The organism is Carnobacterium divergens (assembly GCF_900258435.1).
Taxonomy (GTDB): domain Bacteria; phylum Bacillota; class Bacilli; order Lactobacillales; family Carnobacteriaceae; genus Carnobacterium; species Carnobacterium divergens_A.
In genome coordinates this window covers 2480754-2497242 of the sequence record NZ_LT992558.1, presented here as the reverse complement: position 1 = coordinate 2497242, position 16489 = coordinate 2480754, and the positions used below count along the sequence as shown (strand labels likewise).

14 protein-coding genes are annotated in these 16489 nt (G+C 35.3%); 9 read left to right on the top strand and 5 right to left on the bottom strand.

What is annotated here, in order from left to right:
- The first annotated feature begins 17 nt into the window (after positions 1 to 17).
- The 3 genes from CDIMF43_RS12530 to CDIMF43_RS12520 all read left to right on the top strand — a co-directional run bounded on the left by CDIMF43_RS12530 (position 18) and on the right by CDIMF43_RS12520 (position 1504).
- Entirely contained in the window at positions 18 to 473 is a 456-nt protein-coding gene (locus CDIMF43_RS12530) for a hypothetical protein (RefSeq protein WP_074401627.1), read from the top strand.
- 27 nt (positions 474 to 500) lie between these two features.
- Positions 501 to 797 carry an LPXTG cell wall anchor domain-containing protein gene (locus CDIMF43_RS12525; RefSeq protein WP_074401628.1) on the top strand — a complete coding sequence of 99 codons (297 nt, stop codon included), beginning with the start codon at positions 501 to 503 and terminating at the stop codon, positions 795 to 797.
- A gap of 218 nt (positions 798 to 1015) precedes the next feature.
- On the top strand, positions 1016 to 1504 hold the full coding sequence (locus tag CDIMF43_RS12520) for a hypothetical protein (protein WP_074401629.1): 489 nt from the start codon (positions 1016 to 1018) through the stop codon (positions 1502 to 1504).
- Between the two features lie 1044 nt (positions 1505 to 2548).
- On the opposite strand, the gene CDIMF43_RS13640 is transcribed toward CDIMF43_RS12520, so the two are convergent.
- Positions 2549 to 2722 (bottom strand): hypothetical protein, encoded by a 174-nt coding sequence (locus CDIMF43_RS13640; RefSeq protein ID WP_162532950.1) that lies wholly within the window; start codon positions 2720 to 2722, stop codon positions 2549 to 2551.
- Between the two features lie 13 nt (positions 2723 to 2735).
- Positions 2736 to 3068: a hypothetical protein gene (locus CDIMF43_RS12515; protein WP_074401630.1), complete on the bottom strand. Its 333-nt coding sequence runs from the start codon at positions 3066 to 3068 to the stop codon at positions 2736 to 2738.
- A 1224-nt stretch (positions 3069 to 4292) separates the two neighbouring features.
- Between CDIMF43_RS12515 and CDIMF43_RS13835 the strand changes: the two genes are divergently transcribed.
- The 4 genes from CDIMF43_RS13835 (at position 4293) to CDIMF43_RS12485 (ending at position 7055) form a co-directional block, all read left to right on the top strand.
- Positions 4293 to 4961 carry a hypothetical protein gene (locus tag CDIMF43_RS13835; protein WP_109842197.1) on the top strand — a complete coding sequence of 223 codons (669 nt, stop codon included), beginning with the start codon at positions 4293 to 4295 and terminating at the stop codon, positions 4959 to 4961.
- A 9-nt stretch (positions 4962 to 4970) separates the two neighbouring features.
- Entirely contained in the window at positions 4971 to 5390 is a 420-nt protein-coding gene (locus CDIMF43_RS12500; RefSeq protein ID WP_074401632.1) for a thioredoxin family protein, read from the top strand.
- A gap of 559 nt (positions 5391 to 5949) precedes the next feature.
- Positions 5950 to 6399, top strand: coding sequence for a DUF3290 domain-containing protein (locus CDIMF43_RS12490; RefSeq protein WP_074401634.1), 450 nt, complete (start codon positions 5950 to 5952; stop codon positions 6397 to 6399).
- Positions 6400 to 6425: 26 nt separating this feature from the next.
- Complete coding sequence (locus CDIMF43_RS12485; RefSeq protein ID WP_034568316.1) at positions 6426 to 7055, top strand: DUF421 domain-containing protein; 630 nt, start codon at positions 6426 to 6428, stop codon at positions 7053 to 7055.
- Positions 7056 to 7096: 41 nt separating this feature from the next.
- Here CDIMF43_RS12485 and pdxT read toward each other — a convergent pair whose 3' ends face one another.
- Positions 7097 to 7663: a pyridoxal 5'-phosphate synthase glutaminase subunit PdxT gene (pdxT, locus tag CDIMF43_RS12480; protein ID WP_227001234.1), complete on the bottom strand. Its 567-nt coding sequence runs from the start codon at positions 7661 to 7663 to the stop codon at positions 7097 to 7099.
- A gap of 1 nt (position 7664) precedes the next feature.
- Positions 7665 to 8552 carry a pyridoxal 5'-phosphate synthase lyase subunit PdxS gene (pdxS, locus tag CDIMF43_RS12475; RefSeq protein WP_034568317.1) on the bottom strand — a complete coding sequence of 296 codons (888 nt, stop codon included), beginning with the start codon at positions 8550 to 8552 and terminating at the stop codon, positions 7665 to 7667.
- Positions 8553 to 8697: 145 nt separating this feature from the next.
- On the opposite strand from pdxS, the gene CDIMF43_RS12470 reads away from it, so the two are divergent.
- Together CDIMF43_RS12470 and CDIMF43_RS12465 are read left to right on the top strand one after the other, a co-directional pair.
- The gene (locus CDIMF43_RS12470; protein WP_109842196.1) at positions 8698 to 10110 is read left to right on the top strand and encodes an aminotransferase-like domain-containing protein; all 1413 of its coding nucleotides are present in this window, start codon (positions 8698 to 8700) and stop codon (positions 10108 to 10110) included.
- 88 nt (positions 10111 to 10198) lie between these two features.
- The gene (locus CDIMF43_RS12465) at positions 10199 to 11056 is read left to right on the top strand and encodes an aminoglycoside 6-adenylyltransferase (protein WP_109842195.1); all 858 of its coding nucleotides are present in this window, start codon (positions 10199 to 10201) and stop codon (positions 11054 to 11056) included.
- Between the two features lie 57 nt (positions 11057 to 11113).
- On the opposite strand, the gene CDIMF43_RS12460 is transcribed toward CDIMF43_RS12465, so the two are convergent.
- Positions 11114 to 16351 (bottom strand): S8 family serine peptidase, encoded by a 5238-nt coding sequence (locus tag CDIMF43_RS12460; protein ID WP_109842194.1) that lies wholly within the window; start codon positions 16349 to 16351, stop codon positions 11114 to 11116.
- Between the last annotated feature and the right edge of the window lie 138 nt (positions 16352 to 16489).

Below are 16489 nucleotides of genomic sequence, written 5' to 3'. Positions count from 1 at the left end.
ATAGGAGAGATTAATTAATGAAAAAAATTATTAGCGCATCATTATTAGCTACAACATGCTTAGGACTAGGTGCAAGAGTAGCCTATGCAGATGAGACCAATTTAACTATTACAAATGAGAGTGCTTGGGAATTGCATATTCCAATGAGCCAAACATTGAATCAAGCAAGTTCAAACATTGGAGAACTTTATATTTCTGGAAGTATTGAACCGTTAAAAGAAATTGCGGTTGAAGCTACTCACGAGGGTGTATTTAAACGTGTGGATCATACAGATGTTTTAGCCTTTTCTTTACTAGAAAATGCGACTGATTTTACCGGCACAACGATTAGTGAAGCCGGTGTTTCAGGCGAAGAAAAACATCCTTTAACTATTTCAATTGAAACAGCAGACTTTAATGCAGCAAAAGCTGGAACATATCAAGCAACTCTTGTTTTTACTGCTACATTACAAAATGTTTCTTCAACTAAATAAATTAGTGATGGAAGAAAGGAGATTCATATGAGACAAAAACTTAAGTTTTTGGTGCTACTAGGTATATTATTGACGAGCATATGTGTTTCTCCAAGTGATTCATATGCTTCCGAGGGTAATGGAGAAACAACTCTTACACTAATTATTGATCATTCATCAAAAGTCATAAATGAGCAGGAAAAAGAAGATTCAGAACGAATTAACGAAAATTCTAACCCAAATAATACGTTTCCAAAAACAGGAGAAAAGAAAAATTCTTCTATGGGAGTAGGCTCATTGTTACTAGGATGGGTGTTCATTATTTACAGAAAAAAGAACGCTTAATTAAGCGTTCTTTTTTTGAACTTATTAAGAAACTAGTGTGAGTGGGTTAAGAAGTAACATGAAATTAGATAACGCTATAGATATAATCAAAATTGGTAAATCGTGTTTGAGGTTATTGAAAATTTTTGTAAGTCTTTTAATGATATAGTTAATTTATGATATAGAAGAGAATAATGGGTAAAAAAATAAACAAAAAATTAAATAATGGAGGAATAAAAATGAGAAAGCGCAAAGACAACAAAAAAAGATGGATTATTTTAGTGTTAGTTTTATTACTATTAATTGGTGGAGGAGTTGCATATAAGGTGATAAATAAAGAATCTACAGGTTCACGACTTGAAACAGAAGGAGAAATGTGGACTGGAAAAAAACAAAGTCAAGGATTAGCAGAACCCGAATCAATTGCAATACCAGGGTATGAAACAATAACATTAAAATCCGATACAACAGAGCAATCTGTTAATTTATATAATCCAGAAACGAATAAGTGTTATTTCAAAATGAGTATCTTACTGCCAGATGGGACAAAAATTTGGGAATCAAAGTTGGTCGAACCAGGAAAAGGTTTATATGAGATTACTTTAGATGAAGAAGTGACTGCAGGCGAGTATGAGAATGCGATATTAAAATATGAATGCTTTACGCTAGATGAAAACCAATATGCCTTAAATGGCTCAGAGATAAAATTAAAACTAGTTGTCATCTAGGATGACTAGTTTTAATTTTAATGACTCTAACTAGGATACTTAAACGATAACCTAGATGAATTTAGATTTTAAAAAGAATAATTAAGGAGAATTAATAACCATTGAAAGAGGTGTTTCCCTGCAGCAACGACTAAATTTGGGAGAGAGTCTTTTACTAAAAAAGATTTGGTAGTCGATGCTTATTCATAAATTTCTGATAATCGTTCATGAGTAAAAGAAAAAATATACCTACACTATTTTTCTCTTTACAACAGTTCGGATGAAAAATAAAGATTGATTAGATATCTGAAAGCAAGTGCATTGAACGTTGTAAATAGAGAAAGTCGTAGGCTGGGTGGTATTACTCGGTATAACTTACTCTAGGACGAAAAGTAAAATTCCAATGAAACGATGGTTATGAGATGAAAGAAACTAAACGGCAACAAATAAGTTATCGTTTAAATTTTTTTAGGAGACAGTTGGACTCATGTTTGTCCGATAAAAACTTACAATCAGTTCTTAACTACTACAGTACAAAATACTTCAATTAAATAAGCTAGTGATGGAAAATAAGAAAATGATAAGCACATAAGTATTACTAAACCGCCTAAGTAGATAGCTGTATTCCATTCTAGCATTGTCCGAGTTATTTTGACACTATCTAGTCCACTTGTGTACATAAAAATGAAACGTATCAAAATGCGAAACTAGTGATTCTTTGTTTTGATGAGTTTTATATGAATGATACCTTTACTGAATTTAGACTTTAAAAACAACTAAAAAAGAACAGTGAAGGAGAAATATTGATGAGATAGATAAAAAGTGTGGCTTGATGATTGGATTGAAGTTAAGTGCCGTGGGCAATAATAAATGGTATATTCTCAAGCTAATGTAAGTATCGCAATAGAATAAAGATATACTATTCAAAAAATAGCGTGTTCCATGTAGCATAGGTGATTTTGGTGAGGAATTAGTTATTGTTTGTGTAGTTCATTCATATGATTTGAAGGAAGGTAATTAGATTAACTAAAAACGCCATCTATCAGTAGATGGCGTTTTGCAAATTTATTTTTTTGTTTTAAGCCAAGTTCCAAAAATGGCTAGGATACCAGCGATAATCATGAGAATATCAGAATAATTCAATGGTTGCTTCCATATTATTTTAGATACAACTAACATTAATAATAATACAATCACTATGGCAATAATGGTTTTAAGTGGAGTATTTATTTTATCCATGCTAATCAACTCCTTATCTTGATTTTACAACAATTCCTGTGAAACTAACATCTAGAGTTACGCCTTTTCCATTATTTCTATAATTAATTTGATTCGCAAGTCCTCCAGCTGTAATACCTGCAGCAGCAACGGCTACACTAATAATGGCTGTCACACCACCTAAACCAGCAATAATAGCAATAATTGAAGCAGCTCCTGTTGCTTTTCCTAAATTGTAAACAAGAGTTTTTGCTTGTTGGTTAGAAAGTGTCAGTCTAAATGAGTTAGCACGTGCGCTTCTAACCGTATTTGGATTATTTAAATCATAGACGGTATTTTTTAAAACTGTATAATCGTTTTCTGTCATAATAGTTTTTGCTTTTTCGTTCAGTGTGTAAACACCATTCCTTTTAGTTTTTTACGTACACTTGAAACTAATTTAAAGGTAACATAATTGGTATTGAAAATATGGTTATTATCACATAAGTGAGCTTTTTAGTCTTATATGAATCATATGTATTAATTGAAAAATCTCATAAAACGATAGTTAATGACTTTGATTACAAATTAATTAATCATTCTGTCTTAGTAGATTTTTCAAAAGATTTACGTCAAAGGAACTAAACATTAGTGGCATAAGTTTCAATTTTGGTATCATCTATAAATACAGTTTGACAATCAGTAAGGCTAGATTGAATCCGTTATGAGTGGGACCATATAAAAAATGTGTGTTTGTTCATTTTAAAACAGTTAATGATAGGAGAACCCATCGCTTCGGTGTAAGAAAGCCTCACTACACGAATACGAGCACTATTTTATAATTTAGGTGTTCAGTCCCTGAATTCAACGGGTGTGTTTTTATAATTGTCTCAACCTATGGGTCAGTTCAATTTATTTGTATAGGTCTTTTTTAATCAAACTATATTTAATTAAAAATACAATAATTTATGTGTAGTGTTTACAATATGTATTGAATACCGTATAATAATCGTGTTTATAACGATGGTTTTTTAACTTATTTTATTTTATCGTTATAAGAATAGTGGGGGGAGGAAACCAATGTTCCATTCAAAGCATGAATTAAGGTGAAGTAGTGTGAATTAGTTAATTTTTAAGAAATCAGGTGTGATATGAAAAAAAATATTTATTGCATTCCTATATTCAATGCAATATTATTAATTTTATTTTTACTTTTAAATCAAAAAAAAGATTTCAGTAATTTTTCTTTAATACAAATGTTAATAATAATTAGTATTATGATGCTGAATTTAGTAACTATGTATTTATATACCAAAAACCAAGATGTAAATGAAAATATTTATTGCAAAAATAATAAAAAAATTGTTTTTATTATCTTTATAATTGTAATTGGTGTTTGGTTTATGTTAAAAATACCCTATTTTTTTTAACAAAAAATTAAATTTTACTATATTAAGGAGACGATAACAAATGAAAATATCAATAAAACTGAAAAATCATCTAAATAAATTGGCTGTATGAGCTATCTTAATTGCTTTTATAGGAAACCTCTTCATAGGATCAGTAGATGCTTCAATGACAGAAGAACCAGATACCAAAACAGAAGAATTTTATGAAGATAAAGAGTTGCAAAAAAACATTTAAAGATATGAATGATTACTCCAAAACAACAACAGAAATAAAAAATGAATTAGCAATTAACGAATTGAAAAATAATGTAGCTAATCTTATTGCTACAAAAAAAGTAAAAACTAATGCTCCATTAGAAAATTATGATTATAAAGGTGTTACAGCATTAGAAATGAATCAAGCTGGATCGACATACACCTCAATTACATTACCAGTAAAGGGTGATAATTATAGTTTAATCAGTAATCTTACTCTAGTCTTTAATCAAGATTCTAGCTTATCTACGTATTCAGAGTCATTAATCACTAAAAGTGACGATAATAAATTTATTATAAGTAACTTTATGGATGGTAAATTAATAGAAAACAAAGCTACTGATTTAGATTATGTTTCAGATGCAGACTTACAAAAAGGACTTGAAAACTTACAAAATACAGAAAATATAAATGTTAAACAATCGAGAGGTTTTGGGAATAAAGTTGCTTGTATTGCTGCAGTTTTAGGCATTGGTGGATCAGTTGCATATCTTATTGCTGGGACATGTACAGCAGCTTGCTTGACGGTTAACCCAGTTTGTGCTGCTTGTATTGGTGGTATTTGTGCTCTTGGAGCTGGAGGAATTGGAGGAGTTGTTACTTGTTTTACTCTTTAGGAGACTTAAATGAAAAATAAAGCTAAATTAATCATGTTTATCATTTTTCTTGGTGTGTTAATTATAAGACCTGTTTATCATCTATATGTGAACTCAACATATTCGTTAACCCCAATTTCTAACGAGGACTTTCTAAAATTAGAAAATAATACTAATGACTCCTGGATAATATTCGGAAGGCCAACCTGTAATGAGTGCGCTGTTTTTTTACCCAAATTAGAAACAGTTGCTAAGAATAATAAAATTAAAATAATGTATTACAATATTGATAAAGAACGTAAAAATAGTGAAGATAAAATGAAGGATATTTTAGAGAGGTATGATGTAACAGTTGTACCAACTTTAATTCATATTAAAAATGATAAAGTTGTCAAAACTTTAATTGGAGATCAAAGTATTAAAACGTTACAAACAACATTTTTTGACTAGTTAGTTTAATATTAAAATAACCAAGTATACAAATCTACATGTAGATTCGTATACTTGGTTAGTTACTTTTTAGAGCTCTGTTTTGTTTTAGTAATATATATATCAATTAATATGCGGATTTCTCTACGTTCATCGGTAAAAAATGTTTGTTCATATTCATCTAACAGTACTTCTAATAGTTCTTGTAGGCTATCATGTCCACCTACAGTAACAAAAGCATTGATTCTATGAGATGTATTTACTTCACAGCGTATAGTAGTAGTTTTCTTTTTCACTTTTTTGAGTTTAGGTTGAGAATTCTCTTGATTTGTTGAAGCACTCTCTTCTTTAATAAAGAAAATAGTTTCTCTTTAACATTATTTTAGTATGATAAGTAGGATAGCCAGCTTCTTGATAAAGAATCTTAACGAGGATTTTACTCTCTAAATGAATGACAAAACGACTTGGTCCATGGTATAGTTTTTGTATCTAAACAGCACTATTTTTTTGTTGGATGGTACTTTAATCATAACAAGAAGTGCTGTTTTACTGAATTTTTTTGAAGGGAGTCTCATAAAACATGCAGTTTTATACATTTGACTATTTAGTCAGTCAGTCTAACGTTAACAGTTATGTGAAATATACCATCATTTTCGTTGTTTTATTCTTTTTAACTTTTGTGATTATTAAATACATGCGGGATCGAGTGCAAACGAAATACCGAGATTTAAGTATTATTTTCTTTTTAATTTTGGTATTTATTATTGGCATCCAATTTACGGATTATTCCCAATCTCAATCAACGGTTTCACAATCCGCACAAATGGTTCAATTTATCGAACAATTAGGTAAGGAAAAGAAAGTAAAAGCGGATGAGATTCTAGTCAATTCAACAGTACTTAATGATGAAATGGTCGTTAAAATCGATCAAAAATTTTACCAAGTGGATTTTAATTCTGATTTTTCAGCCTATCATACCCAAAATGTTCAGTTGGTAAATCCAGCTATTACGATTGTTAAAGAAAAGTAAAATTTACCAGTAGGAGAGTGTTTGGTTTGGATTTATATTATGCAGCTATTATTAAATTAGGACTAGGTTTTATTTGTTTGATTTTTCAAATCAATTTATTAGGCAAAGGCAATTTAGCTCCTAGTTCTGCAATGGATCAGGTGCAAAATTATGTGCTAGGTGGCATTATTGGTGGCGTAATCTATAACGGCGATATCACGATTTTGCAGTTTTTTTTAGTCCTCATTATATGGACGATTCTTGTATTTACGATCAAGTTTATTAAAAATCATAATAAATATGCTAAGCGTTTGATTGATGGAAGGCCGATTACCTTGATTGCTAATGGTCAGGTAGATGTTGGTGAATGTTTACGTTGTGGTATTTCAGCTAATGATTTGACCTTTAAGCTTAGGGCAGTAGGAATTTATGAAATCAAACTAGTTAAGAAAGCCATTATGGAGCAAAATGGTCAGTTGACTGTCATTCAATACGGAGATGATAACATTAAATATCCGTTAATCATTGACGGTCAAATTAACGAGGACGTCTTAGACTTAATCCACAAGGACAGCCAATGGGTCCACGAAGAATTGACGAAAAAGCAGTACCAACTAAGCGATATCTATATGGGTGAATACGATTCAGGAGAAATTTACCTTTACCCGTATAAATAAAACAGCATGAATTCTTATCTTTAAAAGAATTCATGCTGTTTTTATTTAGAAAGAAAGTAAGATAAGACCCGTGTATCCTCACTTAATTCAGGATGAAAGGAGGTCACTAAAATAGTGTTACATTCAGCAGCGACAATTTTATCGTCAATGGTTGCTAGTACACGTACATCAGTCCCTACTTCCTTGATATAAGGTGCGCGAATAAAGATAGCGGGGATATGATCGCCAATTGATGCGACAGATAAAGATGTCTCAAAACTGTTCACTTGTCTACCAAAACCATTCCGAACAACGGTAAGATCAATTAGATTTAAGCGAACCTCACTAGGGTGTTCTTTTTTTGTAGTGCTACACAAAATCAAGCCAGCACAGGTACCTAAGATTGGATGCCCTGCCTTAGCAAATTCGATCAACGGAGATTCAAGCTGATAGTCTCTGATTAAACGACCAATAGCAGTTGACTCACCGCCAGGAATAATCAAGCCATCTAAAGAGTTTAAGTCAGCTGCTTCCTTGACTAAAACAACGTTGACGCCTAAAGATTCCAGCATTCGTTGATGTTCTGCCACTGCACCTTGTAAATTTAAGACACCAACAGTCTTCATCATATTACCAGCCTCTTTCTTGCATACGCTCAGATTTATCTAACGTAGAAATATCAATGCCTTTCATTGGTTCGCCTAGTCCTTTAGACAATTCAGCTAGCAGTTCATAATCCTCAAAATGAGTCGTTGCTCGAACGATGGCTTCAGCAAATTTTGCTGGGTTTTCAGCTTTAAAAATACCCGAACCAACAAACACTCCATCTGCGCCTAAACTCATCATTAGTGCAGCGTCAGCTGGTGTAGCAACGCCGCCTGCGGCAAAGTTAACAACAGGTAATTTTCCTAATGCTTTGATTTCTTTAACCAACTCGAAAGGCGCACCAATTTCTTTTGCAAAGGTCATTAATTCATCGTTTTCTTTTGTCACGAGCATTTTGATTTGTTGGTTGACTTTGCGCATATGACGGACGGCTTCCACAATATTTCCAGTACCAGGTTCTCCCTTCGTACGAAGCATAGATGCTCCTTCGCCAATCCGACGCAGTGCTTCTCCTAAGTCGCGGCAGCCACAAACAAAGGGCACAGTGAAGTCTGATTTTAACAAATGAAACTCTTCATCAGCAGGTGTTAACACTTCACTTTCGTCAATATAATCAACGCCCATCGCTTCTAAAATACGAGCCTCGCTAATGTGTCCAATTCGAGCTTTAGCCATGACAGGAATGCTAACAGCCTTCATCACTTCTTCGACAATGGTTGGGTCTGCCATGCGAGCCACTCCACCAGCTGCACGAATATCTGAAGGCACGCGTTCCAACGCCATCACTGCTACTGCTCCAGCAGCTTCGGCAATTCGCGCTTGTTCCGCATTTACAACGTCCATAATGACGCCACCCTTTTGCATTTGTGCCATTCCTCGTTTTACTAAATCAGTACCTAATTGTTTGTTCATGTGATTCTCGTCCTCCTTTAGTGTTCGTTCTCCTTTAGCATAATGAACTTTTTAACACTTCACTACAGCCAATTGGATTGTTTTTTATCCATCCAATTTAATCAACTGTGCTATACTATAAAAAAACAAGTGGGAGAAGATGCAAATGTGGAGTTTAATTCCTTACAACAACCAAAAAATACCGTTGTATCAAAAAATTATGCTGTTAATCGAAGAACAGATCAAAATAGGAAATTTGCCTGTGGGGAGTCCGATTCCATCTGAACGTAAATTAGCAGAATTGCTAGAAGTCAATCGTTCAACCGTTACAAGAGCATTTGAAGAACTCAGTGATAGAGGCATCATTATCCGAAAAAAAGGAAGCGGTTCTTATGTAAATACTGAAAAATGGGGACTTCAAACGCAACCTATTATCAACTGGCAACCACTATTTGGGGTTAAGACAGCCATTGAAAAAAGCCCCTATCAGCGAAAAATTGATGCCTTAAAAAAATCTGGTAAAATGCAAACTTATTTAGATTTATCGAATGGGGATTTGCCCACTGATTTAGTGCCAGCGCTAAAAACACCTGAACTTTCTTGGGGAGAATTAATCCAAAAAGAAAATGAGATGACTACGAACCAATTGGGAATTTTATCGTTGCGACAATCCGTGCAACGTCATCTAGCAAAAACCTATCAGATGAAGGTTCCGCTAGAAGAGATACTGATTACTTCCGGTACACAGCAAGGGCTTTTCCTCATTGCCCAAGGTTTATTAAAGCCAGGAGATACAATCGGTGTTGAGGCGCCCTCCTACTTTTACTCCTTGCCACTTTTTCAAGCAACAGGTGTCCGAATCGTTCCTTTGCCAATAGATAAGGAAGGGGTTATGATGGGGCCTTTAGCAGAAGCGTGTTTAAACTATCCAATCAAAATGATTTTTATTAATCCTATTTTTCAAAATCCGACAGGCTCTATTATGAGCTTTGAGCGAAAAGCTGCATTGTTAGAATTTTGTCAGCTACGACGGATTCCGATTGTCGAAGATGACGTTTATGGCGGTTTAACTTTTTCAACAGATGAGGTCACGCCATTAAAAAAAATGGATCAAAAAAATCAGGTGATTTACTTAGGCTCCTTGTCAAAATACGTTGGTCAGCATCTCAGAATTGGATGGATGGTAGCACCGCAAAATATCGTGACTCAACTGGCTCACATTCGCCATCAAATTGATTCGGGTTTAAGTGTGTTGCCACAAATTTTAGCAGATACTTTTTTAGTGAAGGATTTTGTTAGTCAACAAGCCCGATTAAAGAAAGAACTTAGCAAACGAGCGGAGTATGCTGAGGATTGGTTAACGAAGCGCTTTTCAAACAAGGTTCAATTTGATGAGGTAAAAGGAGGGTATCATCTATATGCTCGTTTTCCTGAGCTTGATGTGAAGGCATTTAATCAGCTGTTGGATGATTTATTAGAGGAGAACATCATTGTGGGGGAAGGGCAATTTTTTGGAGATACAGTGCCAGGAATGAGGATTAGTTTTGGACATGTTGTTGATAAAGAGGCGATGGCTTAGTTTAGTTTTAAAAGCTAGTTTTAGAAGGTGAAACGCTAGTTGTTAGGTTCATAATGAAAGTATTAATTTGATAGTTGGAGGAAATGAAATGCGAACAGAATCTGAAGTGTTACAGCAAATCAAAGCATTTGCAATGGAAAACGACGACATTAAAGTAGTTGCAATGAATGGATCTCGTGTCAATCCAATGATTCCAGAGAACTCATTTAAAGATTATGATTTGGTTTTTTTTGTAGAAAAACTTGAACCTTATCAAAGTCAAAAAAAATGGTTAACAACATTTGGTGATAGTTTAATTTTATGTGAGCCTGAAATTGATGGTTTAGGAGAGCCCTTATTTGCTGATAAGGAAGGATATATTTTTCTGGTGATTTTTACAGACGGTATACGAATGGATATTCAATTAAGACCTGTGTCTTTGTTAGCTAGCTATTTAAAGGAAGATTCCTTGACTAAAATAATCGTAGATAAAGAGCAACGAGTGCCATTAAAACCTGTTCCAAATGATTTTAATTATCATGTTCAAAGACCTAGCGAAGAATTGTATCAAGCAAGTTGCAATGAATTTTGGTGGCAAGTATTAAATGTGTTAAAAGCCTATCATCGAGATGAATTACTTGTGGCGGTTTATTATTTAAACATGACACGCAGTGAATTGGTTCGCATGCTATCTTGGCAGGTGGGGATTGAAACGGATTCTAGTTTAAGCTTAGGAAAAGAGCATCACCTATTGCAAAGGTATCTACCAAAAAAAGAATGGAAAAAGTTACTAAGCAGTTTTGATACTACTTCAAGAGAAGCACTTTATGAAAGTTTAGTAATTATCCGAACACTTTTTAAAGAAGCTTTACAAACGGTTGGCGATTCATTGAATTACTTCGTTGAAGATGGAGAACTGATGGTGGAAAAATTTTTAGAAGCTCATGGTAAGAATCAGAATTTTTAATAGTCGCAAAATAAAAGCACAAAAACCGCTAGTAAATCGATTTTTGTGCTTTTTCGTTTATGCGGTTACTTTTCTTTTAACATAATAACCAAACGTTACAAGGATAAAAAGGGCACCTATCAAGATTGGAGAATTCTTGTTGCTTTCACCCGCTTGTGGAAGAGTGGATGCGTTAGTGTCTTTCTTGTTTGTTTGAAAAGGCGTTAAATCAGATGGTAATGTGGAGCTTGGTGAAAGTGGTGTTGCTGGTCCAACAGTATCTACTGGTTTTTCTACTGGAGCTGGTTGTTGAGTGTCACTTGGTTTTTCCAGTGACGGTTGCTCAGGATTTGAAGGATCAATTGGATCTGTTGGTTTTTCTTGTTCTGGAAAGGCGATAGCTGTTTTAACAATTTCGCTTTCATTTCCAGCATCGTCGTAGCTTTGTGCCCAAATTTCTGTAGCCGTTGCTTGTTCAAATGAGGCGGTGTAAGGGTGGTAAGTTTGCCCTTGATCTAAGCTATAACGAAGATGAGTAAATTGCTGTTGTTGCTGAGTCAATTCTTTTTCGTAGCCAATCGTAACGAAAACAGGAGCCGTAAAGCTTAGTCCACGTGTTTTAGAGGAGACAGTAATAACGGGTTTAGAAGCAATCTCAGGTTGAATCGTCGTCACTTCATAGACCGCTACTTCAGACTTATTGCCATAACGATCCGTAGCATAAAAGAAGACTTTTTGATTGATTGCAATCGCTAATTCTGTTGTATAAGGCTCGTAATGTTCACCATCGTAGCTATAAAATAGGGTTTCCTCGTCATTAGCCGTTGCAATTAACGTTACTGCTTGATTGGTTAAAGCTGTAGTACTCGGTGTAATAGTTGGTGTTTTCAAGACTTCATTTTTATAGAAAACGGTGATTGCTTTGCTAGCTGTATTTCCCATGCTATCCGTTAAACCAACCTGCAAATGATTTTCTCCATCAGTTACTGGAACTTCGTAATCGAAAGCAGCCGCTGGTTTTCCTTCAAAGAATTTTTCATCAAAGGTATCATAATTAATGTCTGTATGAATGTTTTCATTGTTGACAACTAATTTATAGCCAGAGAAATTATCGGAAATCAAGCCTTTTAAATGGAACGGATTTTCATTGGTGTAAACAGAGTAGGCCCCCTTTTCATCAACCGTCAATTGATCTAACTGTAAGGTTGGCAAAACGGTGTCGACAATGACATAATACCCTTCGTTAATAAGTGGTTTTCCATCGTTTTCATGACTAGATTGAAGGTAAAAAGCCACGCTGTGTTTCCCTTGTTTTAGTTCAATTGGAAAACTAAAGGTTAATGTAATTGGATCATAGTCAACCTCTTGTTGGTTGATTGTAAAATGATCGACTTTTTCACGTAGTCGCCCTTTGATTGTATAAATTCCCGTTGCCGAGTCGTAGCTTGGATTGCCAACACCAACCGAAGTGATGCCATTGACGTTGATGTTTTCGAGTGAAAGAAGCTCTGTTTGTTGGTAGCCAGTTGTGGTAAGCAGTCTTTTTTCCACTGTTTGGTTGCCGTATTCATCTGTTGCACGAAGGGTAATTAAATTTTGCCCATGAACAAGCTGCAGGGTGGTTTGAAAGCTACCATCTGGTTTGATTACAGAAGTTAAATCCATTTTTGCAGAATTGCTTGACTGCTCAAGTTCGAGTTTTTTTGTTGTGTTTCCTGTAGTACCAGTAAGTGTAGCCGTGGTTTGATTTGTTGTACTACTTTCTTGATCTGGATTGATAATGGATAATACTGGTTTTTGTGTGGAAACGGTAATTGGAACTTCTTGAATCACTGATTTTCCTTCAAGATCATTTGAAAAAATCAGGCTTTTTGTTGCATTAGTAATTGGAACCGCAACTTTAAAGAAGCCATCTGTCGTAGTGGCTTTGATCCCATTGACAACTAATTCTTGTGGGTAAGCCCCTTGAACAGTGAAGGTTTGGTCAGCGTCTGAAAAACTTGCTGTATTGCTTGTAATGACCTGATTATCTGTAAGGTTGAATAAAACGAAGCCAGCGTCTTTACCGTATTGCAAGTAGTGATTTTGATAGGCGTAATTTCCGGCGTAATCTGAGATCATGAGCTCTACTTGATTTTGTCCCGCCTTTGGTTTTTGCGAATCGTTCAAAGGAATCGAAACGGTACCTGCTGTTTGATTGCTGAGGTCATAGGTTTCAATCTTTCCATTTACGGCAACCGTTACGGCTCTTAAATCCACACCACTTAATTGATCGGTTAGGTTAACCTTTAAGCTTGGAGTTGTCAGAGTATCATCAAATCCAAGGTTTTCAATGTTAGGTTTTGTCGTATCAACTTTAATAGGCAAATACATTTCTTGAGGTTTTGCCTCGGCAAGATCAGCTTTAGCCACCACTTTTAATTGATATTGACCGTCGGGCACAACTTCATTGTTCCCAGTTTTAACATTATAAATCGTTCCATCCCAATTGGCATCTGTGATCGTGTGTGATGAGAAGCGACCAGCTCTAGCATTAAAAGTATCCTTACGAATTTGTTTTTCTTCGGTTAAACGACGTAAAACTTTTTTATCTGCATCGACTATTTCGTAAGTGACGCTTTTAGCATTACGTAAAAAATTAAAAGTTGGTTTTGCTTCATCCTTGCGTCCATCTTTATTTGGTGAAATGGCCACTAATTCAGGATCAATGGTGTTGTTTTTTAAGCCTAAGAAGGTAGTGTTTTTATCTGTAAAATAACCGAAGCCTTGAATGGATGCTTGATCATAAATCGGTGCATCAATAACAGGAGCTAAACTGTAGTCACCATAAAATCCAACAAAAGGCATTGTTAAACTTGGTTGAGTGTCACTTGCGAAACCAATATACCCTTCGACGAATTGCTGTTTTGCAAACGATGAGGGCAAGTCTAATTGAAGCTGAATCGTTTGTGTTTCACCGGGTTTTAAAGTGACATCCTTTTTGGACGTTGTGAGTTTAGCATCGTTGATTTTTGTTTCATAAACTTCAGCGGTACTTGTTTGAGCCTCTGTATAAACACCTCCAAAATCAGTGAATTGATACGTAGCAGCTTTAGAACCGTTATTTTGTAAGGTCACTGAAAAACGAGTATTTTGCTCAATTTGTTTCAGTGCTAACGCACCATCGCCATCGGTTGCGTCTGTTAAACTGGTAGTGTTTTCGATGGCTTTGTCTACTTTGATTTGCCCAGCACCTTGTCGGCGTGGTGAAATAATAACCTCATCGTGGTTTTTATCTAACATTGGCAAGGCTGTATTCATAACGGATAATTTTGCAAAACGAGTGAGCTCAATGCCACTTAAGTCTGTTTTTTTCTTTTTTAAGGCTTGGTATACAAGCGCTTGAGAACCCGCAACAAATGGAGAAGACATTGATGTTCCGCTTTTTGTTTGGTAGGAATTATTGTTAACTGTTGAATAAATATTTCCTCCTGGAGCAGAGATTTCAGGTTTGAATTCTAAATCAGGTGTTAGCCCCCATGATGAAAAATCAGACATTTTTCCTGTTTTTGGATTGGCGAATTGATAACTGCTGATGTCAAAGCTAAATTGTTGCGTAGTGTGTTGTTTTGCTAACGCCACTAACGCATTCCCATCTTCTTTTGTAAGGCTCAGTGTTAAGTAGCTTGGATCATCAAGTTGCATATTAATAGGCGGACTATCGGGTGTATTGTTATAAATGAGAGCTGCTTTAGCACCATGTTCCTTAGCGATTCGTTGTTTATCAGAAAAGGCAATGGCTCCCCGCTGGATTAAGACGATTTTCCCTTTTACGTCTTTGTCTTGATAGTCTCGTTCTGCACCGACGCCCACCTCAATTAAATCTGTTGGCTGATGTAAGATGCTGGTATCAGCTGTTGTAGCATTTGAAAAAACAATCGCACCAGATGGGGAAGTGGATGTTTCCATTTTGTGAGGGTGCTTAGTCCCATCAGCATCTACTAATTGAACCAGTAAACCTTCGCTTGTAATAAACGTATTCTCAGCAGAAGCAACCGTTAAAGCTTCTGTTGTGACGCCAGGAGACCCGAGAGTTCCTGTGTCTAACGTTCCTAATTTATTTTGTGGATCAACACTTGTATTATCAGTGGTACTCATGCTGCTATTTCCTGCCGAAATAACCGACAAGACACCTGTTTCAGCCGCTTGTTTAATGACCAATTGTTCAGGTGAGTTAGGATCAACGGTACCAGAAACAGACCCTAAGCTCATATTCAAGACGTCTGCTCCTAATTTAACGGAGTCTTCGATAGCTGCAATCACATCATCATCTAAAGCGGTTGCCACACGAGTATTATTTGGAAAAACCTTCATTGCAAGGAGCTGTGCTTCTGGTGCAACACCAAGAACCGCTTTTGCTGGATCATCGCCGACGCCATTTGCAGCAACAATGCCAGCAACGTGCATCCCATGCATGCCAGTACCTGGATTTGTATCGACAATATCTTCGTTGTTATCAGCGTAGTTATGACCAAAAGGAACTTTTCGAGTAAAGGCTTGACCATAGCCAAGCTTTTTAACGCTTCCGGCTCCAGCATCAAGAGAAATTTTTTCTTTTGTATCATCTGATAGTCGCAAGTCTTTATGGGTTGGATCAACACCAGAGTCAATAATTGCAACAACCATGCCTTCTCCTTTTAATTGATGTTGTTCCCAGACTTGTTGGACGTTTGCTAATTGATTTGCATCAATGGATGTTGGGGAATAAACCTTTGCAGCAGAAACGGCTTCTACGCCGTCCATTGCTTTAATCGCATCAACATCTTTGTATTTTGCATCGATTGAAAAAGCATTGATTAAGTAACCAAATGAACGATCGCTTTTATTTCCGGTTAAGGATTCGATTTTATTTTTAATGGTTGTTTGACTTTCAATAACGGAATCAGCTGCTTGATCAATTGATTGAACAGAAGATTTTGACCCCGTTGGGACATCCAGACGTTCAATTGCAGCATCTTTTTTTAATTGAATGATTAATCGAATTTCTTGATTGTCGTCAAAAGAGTTTTCATTAAATTGGTTCATGTCAAAACCACGACTTGCTAACTGGGCTTTTACATTTTCTTCAAAAGCTTTTTTACTAAGATCATGGATAGAATCTTCGCTTTTTTTGTGAGCCTCCATCAACTGTTGATAATTGGTTGTTTGCTGTGGCGGTGTTGCTTTTTCGCTCCAAGCAGTTGCTGAAAAGGTACTAAAACCAGTAGAAAGCATTAAAATCGTTAGTAAAAAACGACTCCTTCTTTTGCGCTTTCTTGTGTAACCAAACTTCTCCATTTTAAAATCCCCCTTTTTACTTTTATGATAGTTTAATAAAAGTATTAGGTTTATTCTAATCTAATTTTAATTATAATTCAATTGATTTTTAATAATTTTTGAAAATTAGGTTAAATTGGTCTATTAATCTTCTATTAG

Coding starts and splice junctions, on each gene's coding strand:
- CDIMF43_RS12515 (WP_074401630.1), bottom strand. CDS start 3,068: ATGACAGAAAACGATTATACAGTTTTAAAAAATACCGTCTATGATTTA.
- CDIMF43_RS13835 (WP_109842197.1), top strand. CDS start 4,293: ATGAAGATAAAGAGTTGCAAAAAAACATTTAAAGATATGAATGATTAC.
- CDIMF43_RS12525 (WP_074401628.1), top strand. CDS start 501: ATGAGACAAAAACTTAAGTTTTTGGTGCTACTAGGTATATTATTGACG.
- CDIMF43_RS13640 (WP_162532950.1), bottom strand. CDS start 2,722: ATGGATAAAATAAATACTCCACTTAAAACCATTATTGCCATAGTGATT.
- CDIMF43_RS12470 (WP_109842196.1), top strand. CDS start 8,698: ATGTGGAGTTTAATTCCTTACAACAACCAAAAAATACCGTTGTATCAA.
- pdxT (WP_227001234.1), bottom strand. CDS start 7,663: ATGATGAAGACTGTTGGTGTCTTAAATTTACAAGGTGCAGTGGCAGAA.
- CDIMF43_RS12500 (WP_074401632.1), top strand. CDS start 4,971: ATGAAAAATAAAGCTAAATTAATCATGTTTATCATTTTTCTTGGTGTG.
- CDIMF43_RS12490 (WP_074401634.1), top strand. CDS start 5,950: ATGCAGTTTTATACATTTGACTATTTAGTCAGTCAGTCTAACGTTAAC.
- pdxS (WP_034568317.1), bottom strand. CDS start 8,552: ATGAACAAACAATTAGGTACTGATTTAGTAAAACGAGGAATGGCACAA.
- CDIMF43_RS12460 (WP_109842194.1), bottom strand. CDS start 16,351: ATGGAGAAGTTTGGTTACACAAGAAAGCGCAAAAGAAGGAGTCGTTTT.
- CDIMF43_RS12520 (WP_074401629.1), top strand. CDS start 1,016: ATGAGAAAGCGCAAAGACAACAAAAAAAGATGGATTATTTTAGTGTTA.
- CDIMF43_RS12530 (WP_074401627.1), top strand. CDS start 18: ATGAAAAAAATTATTAGCGCATCATTATTAGCTACAACATGCTTAGGA.
- CDIMF43_RS12465 (WP_109842195.1), top strand. CDS start 10,199: ATGCGAACAGAATCTGAAGTGTTACAGCAAATCAAAGCATTTGCAATG.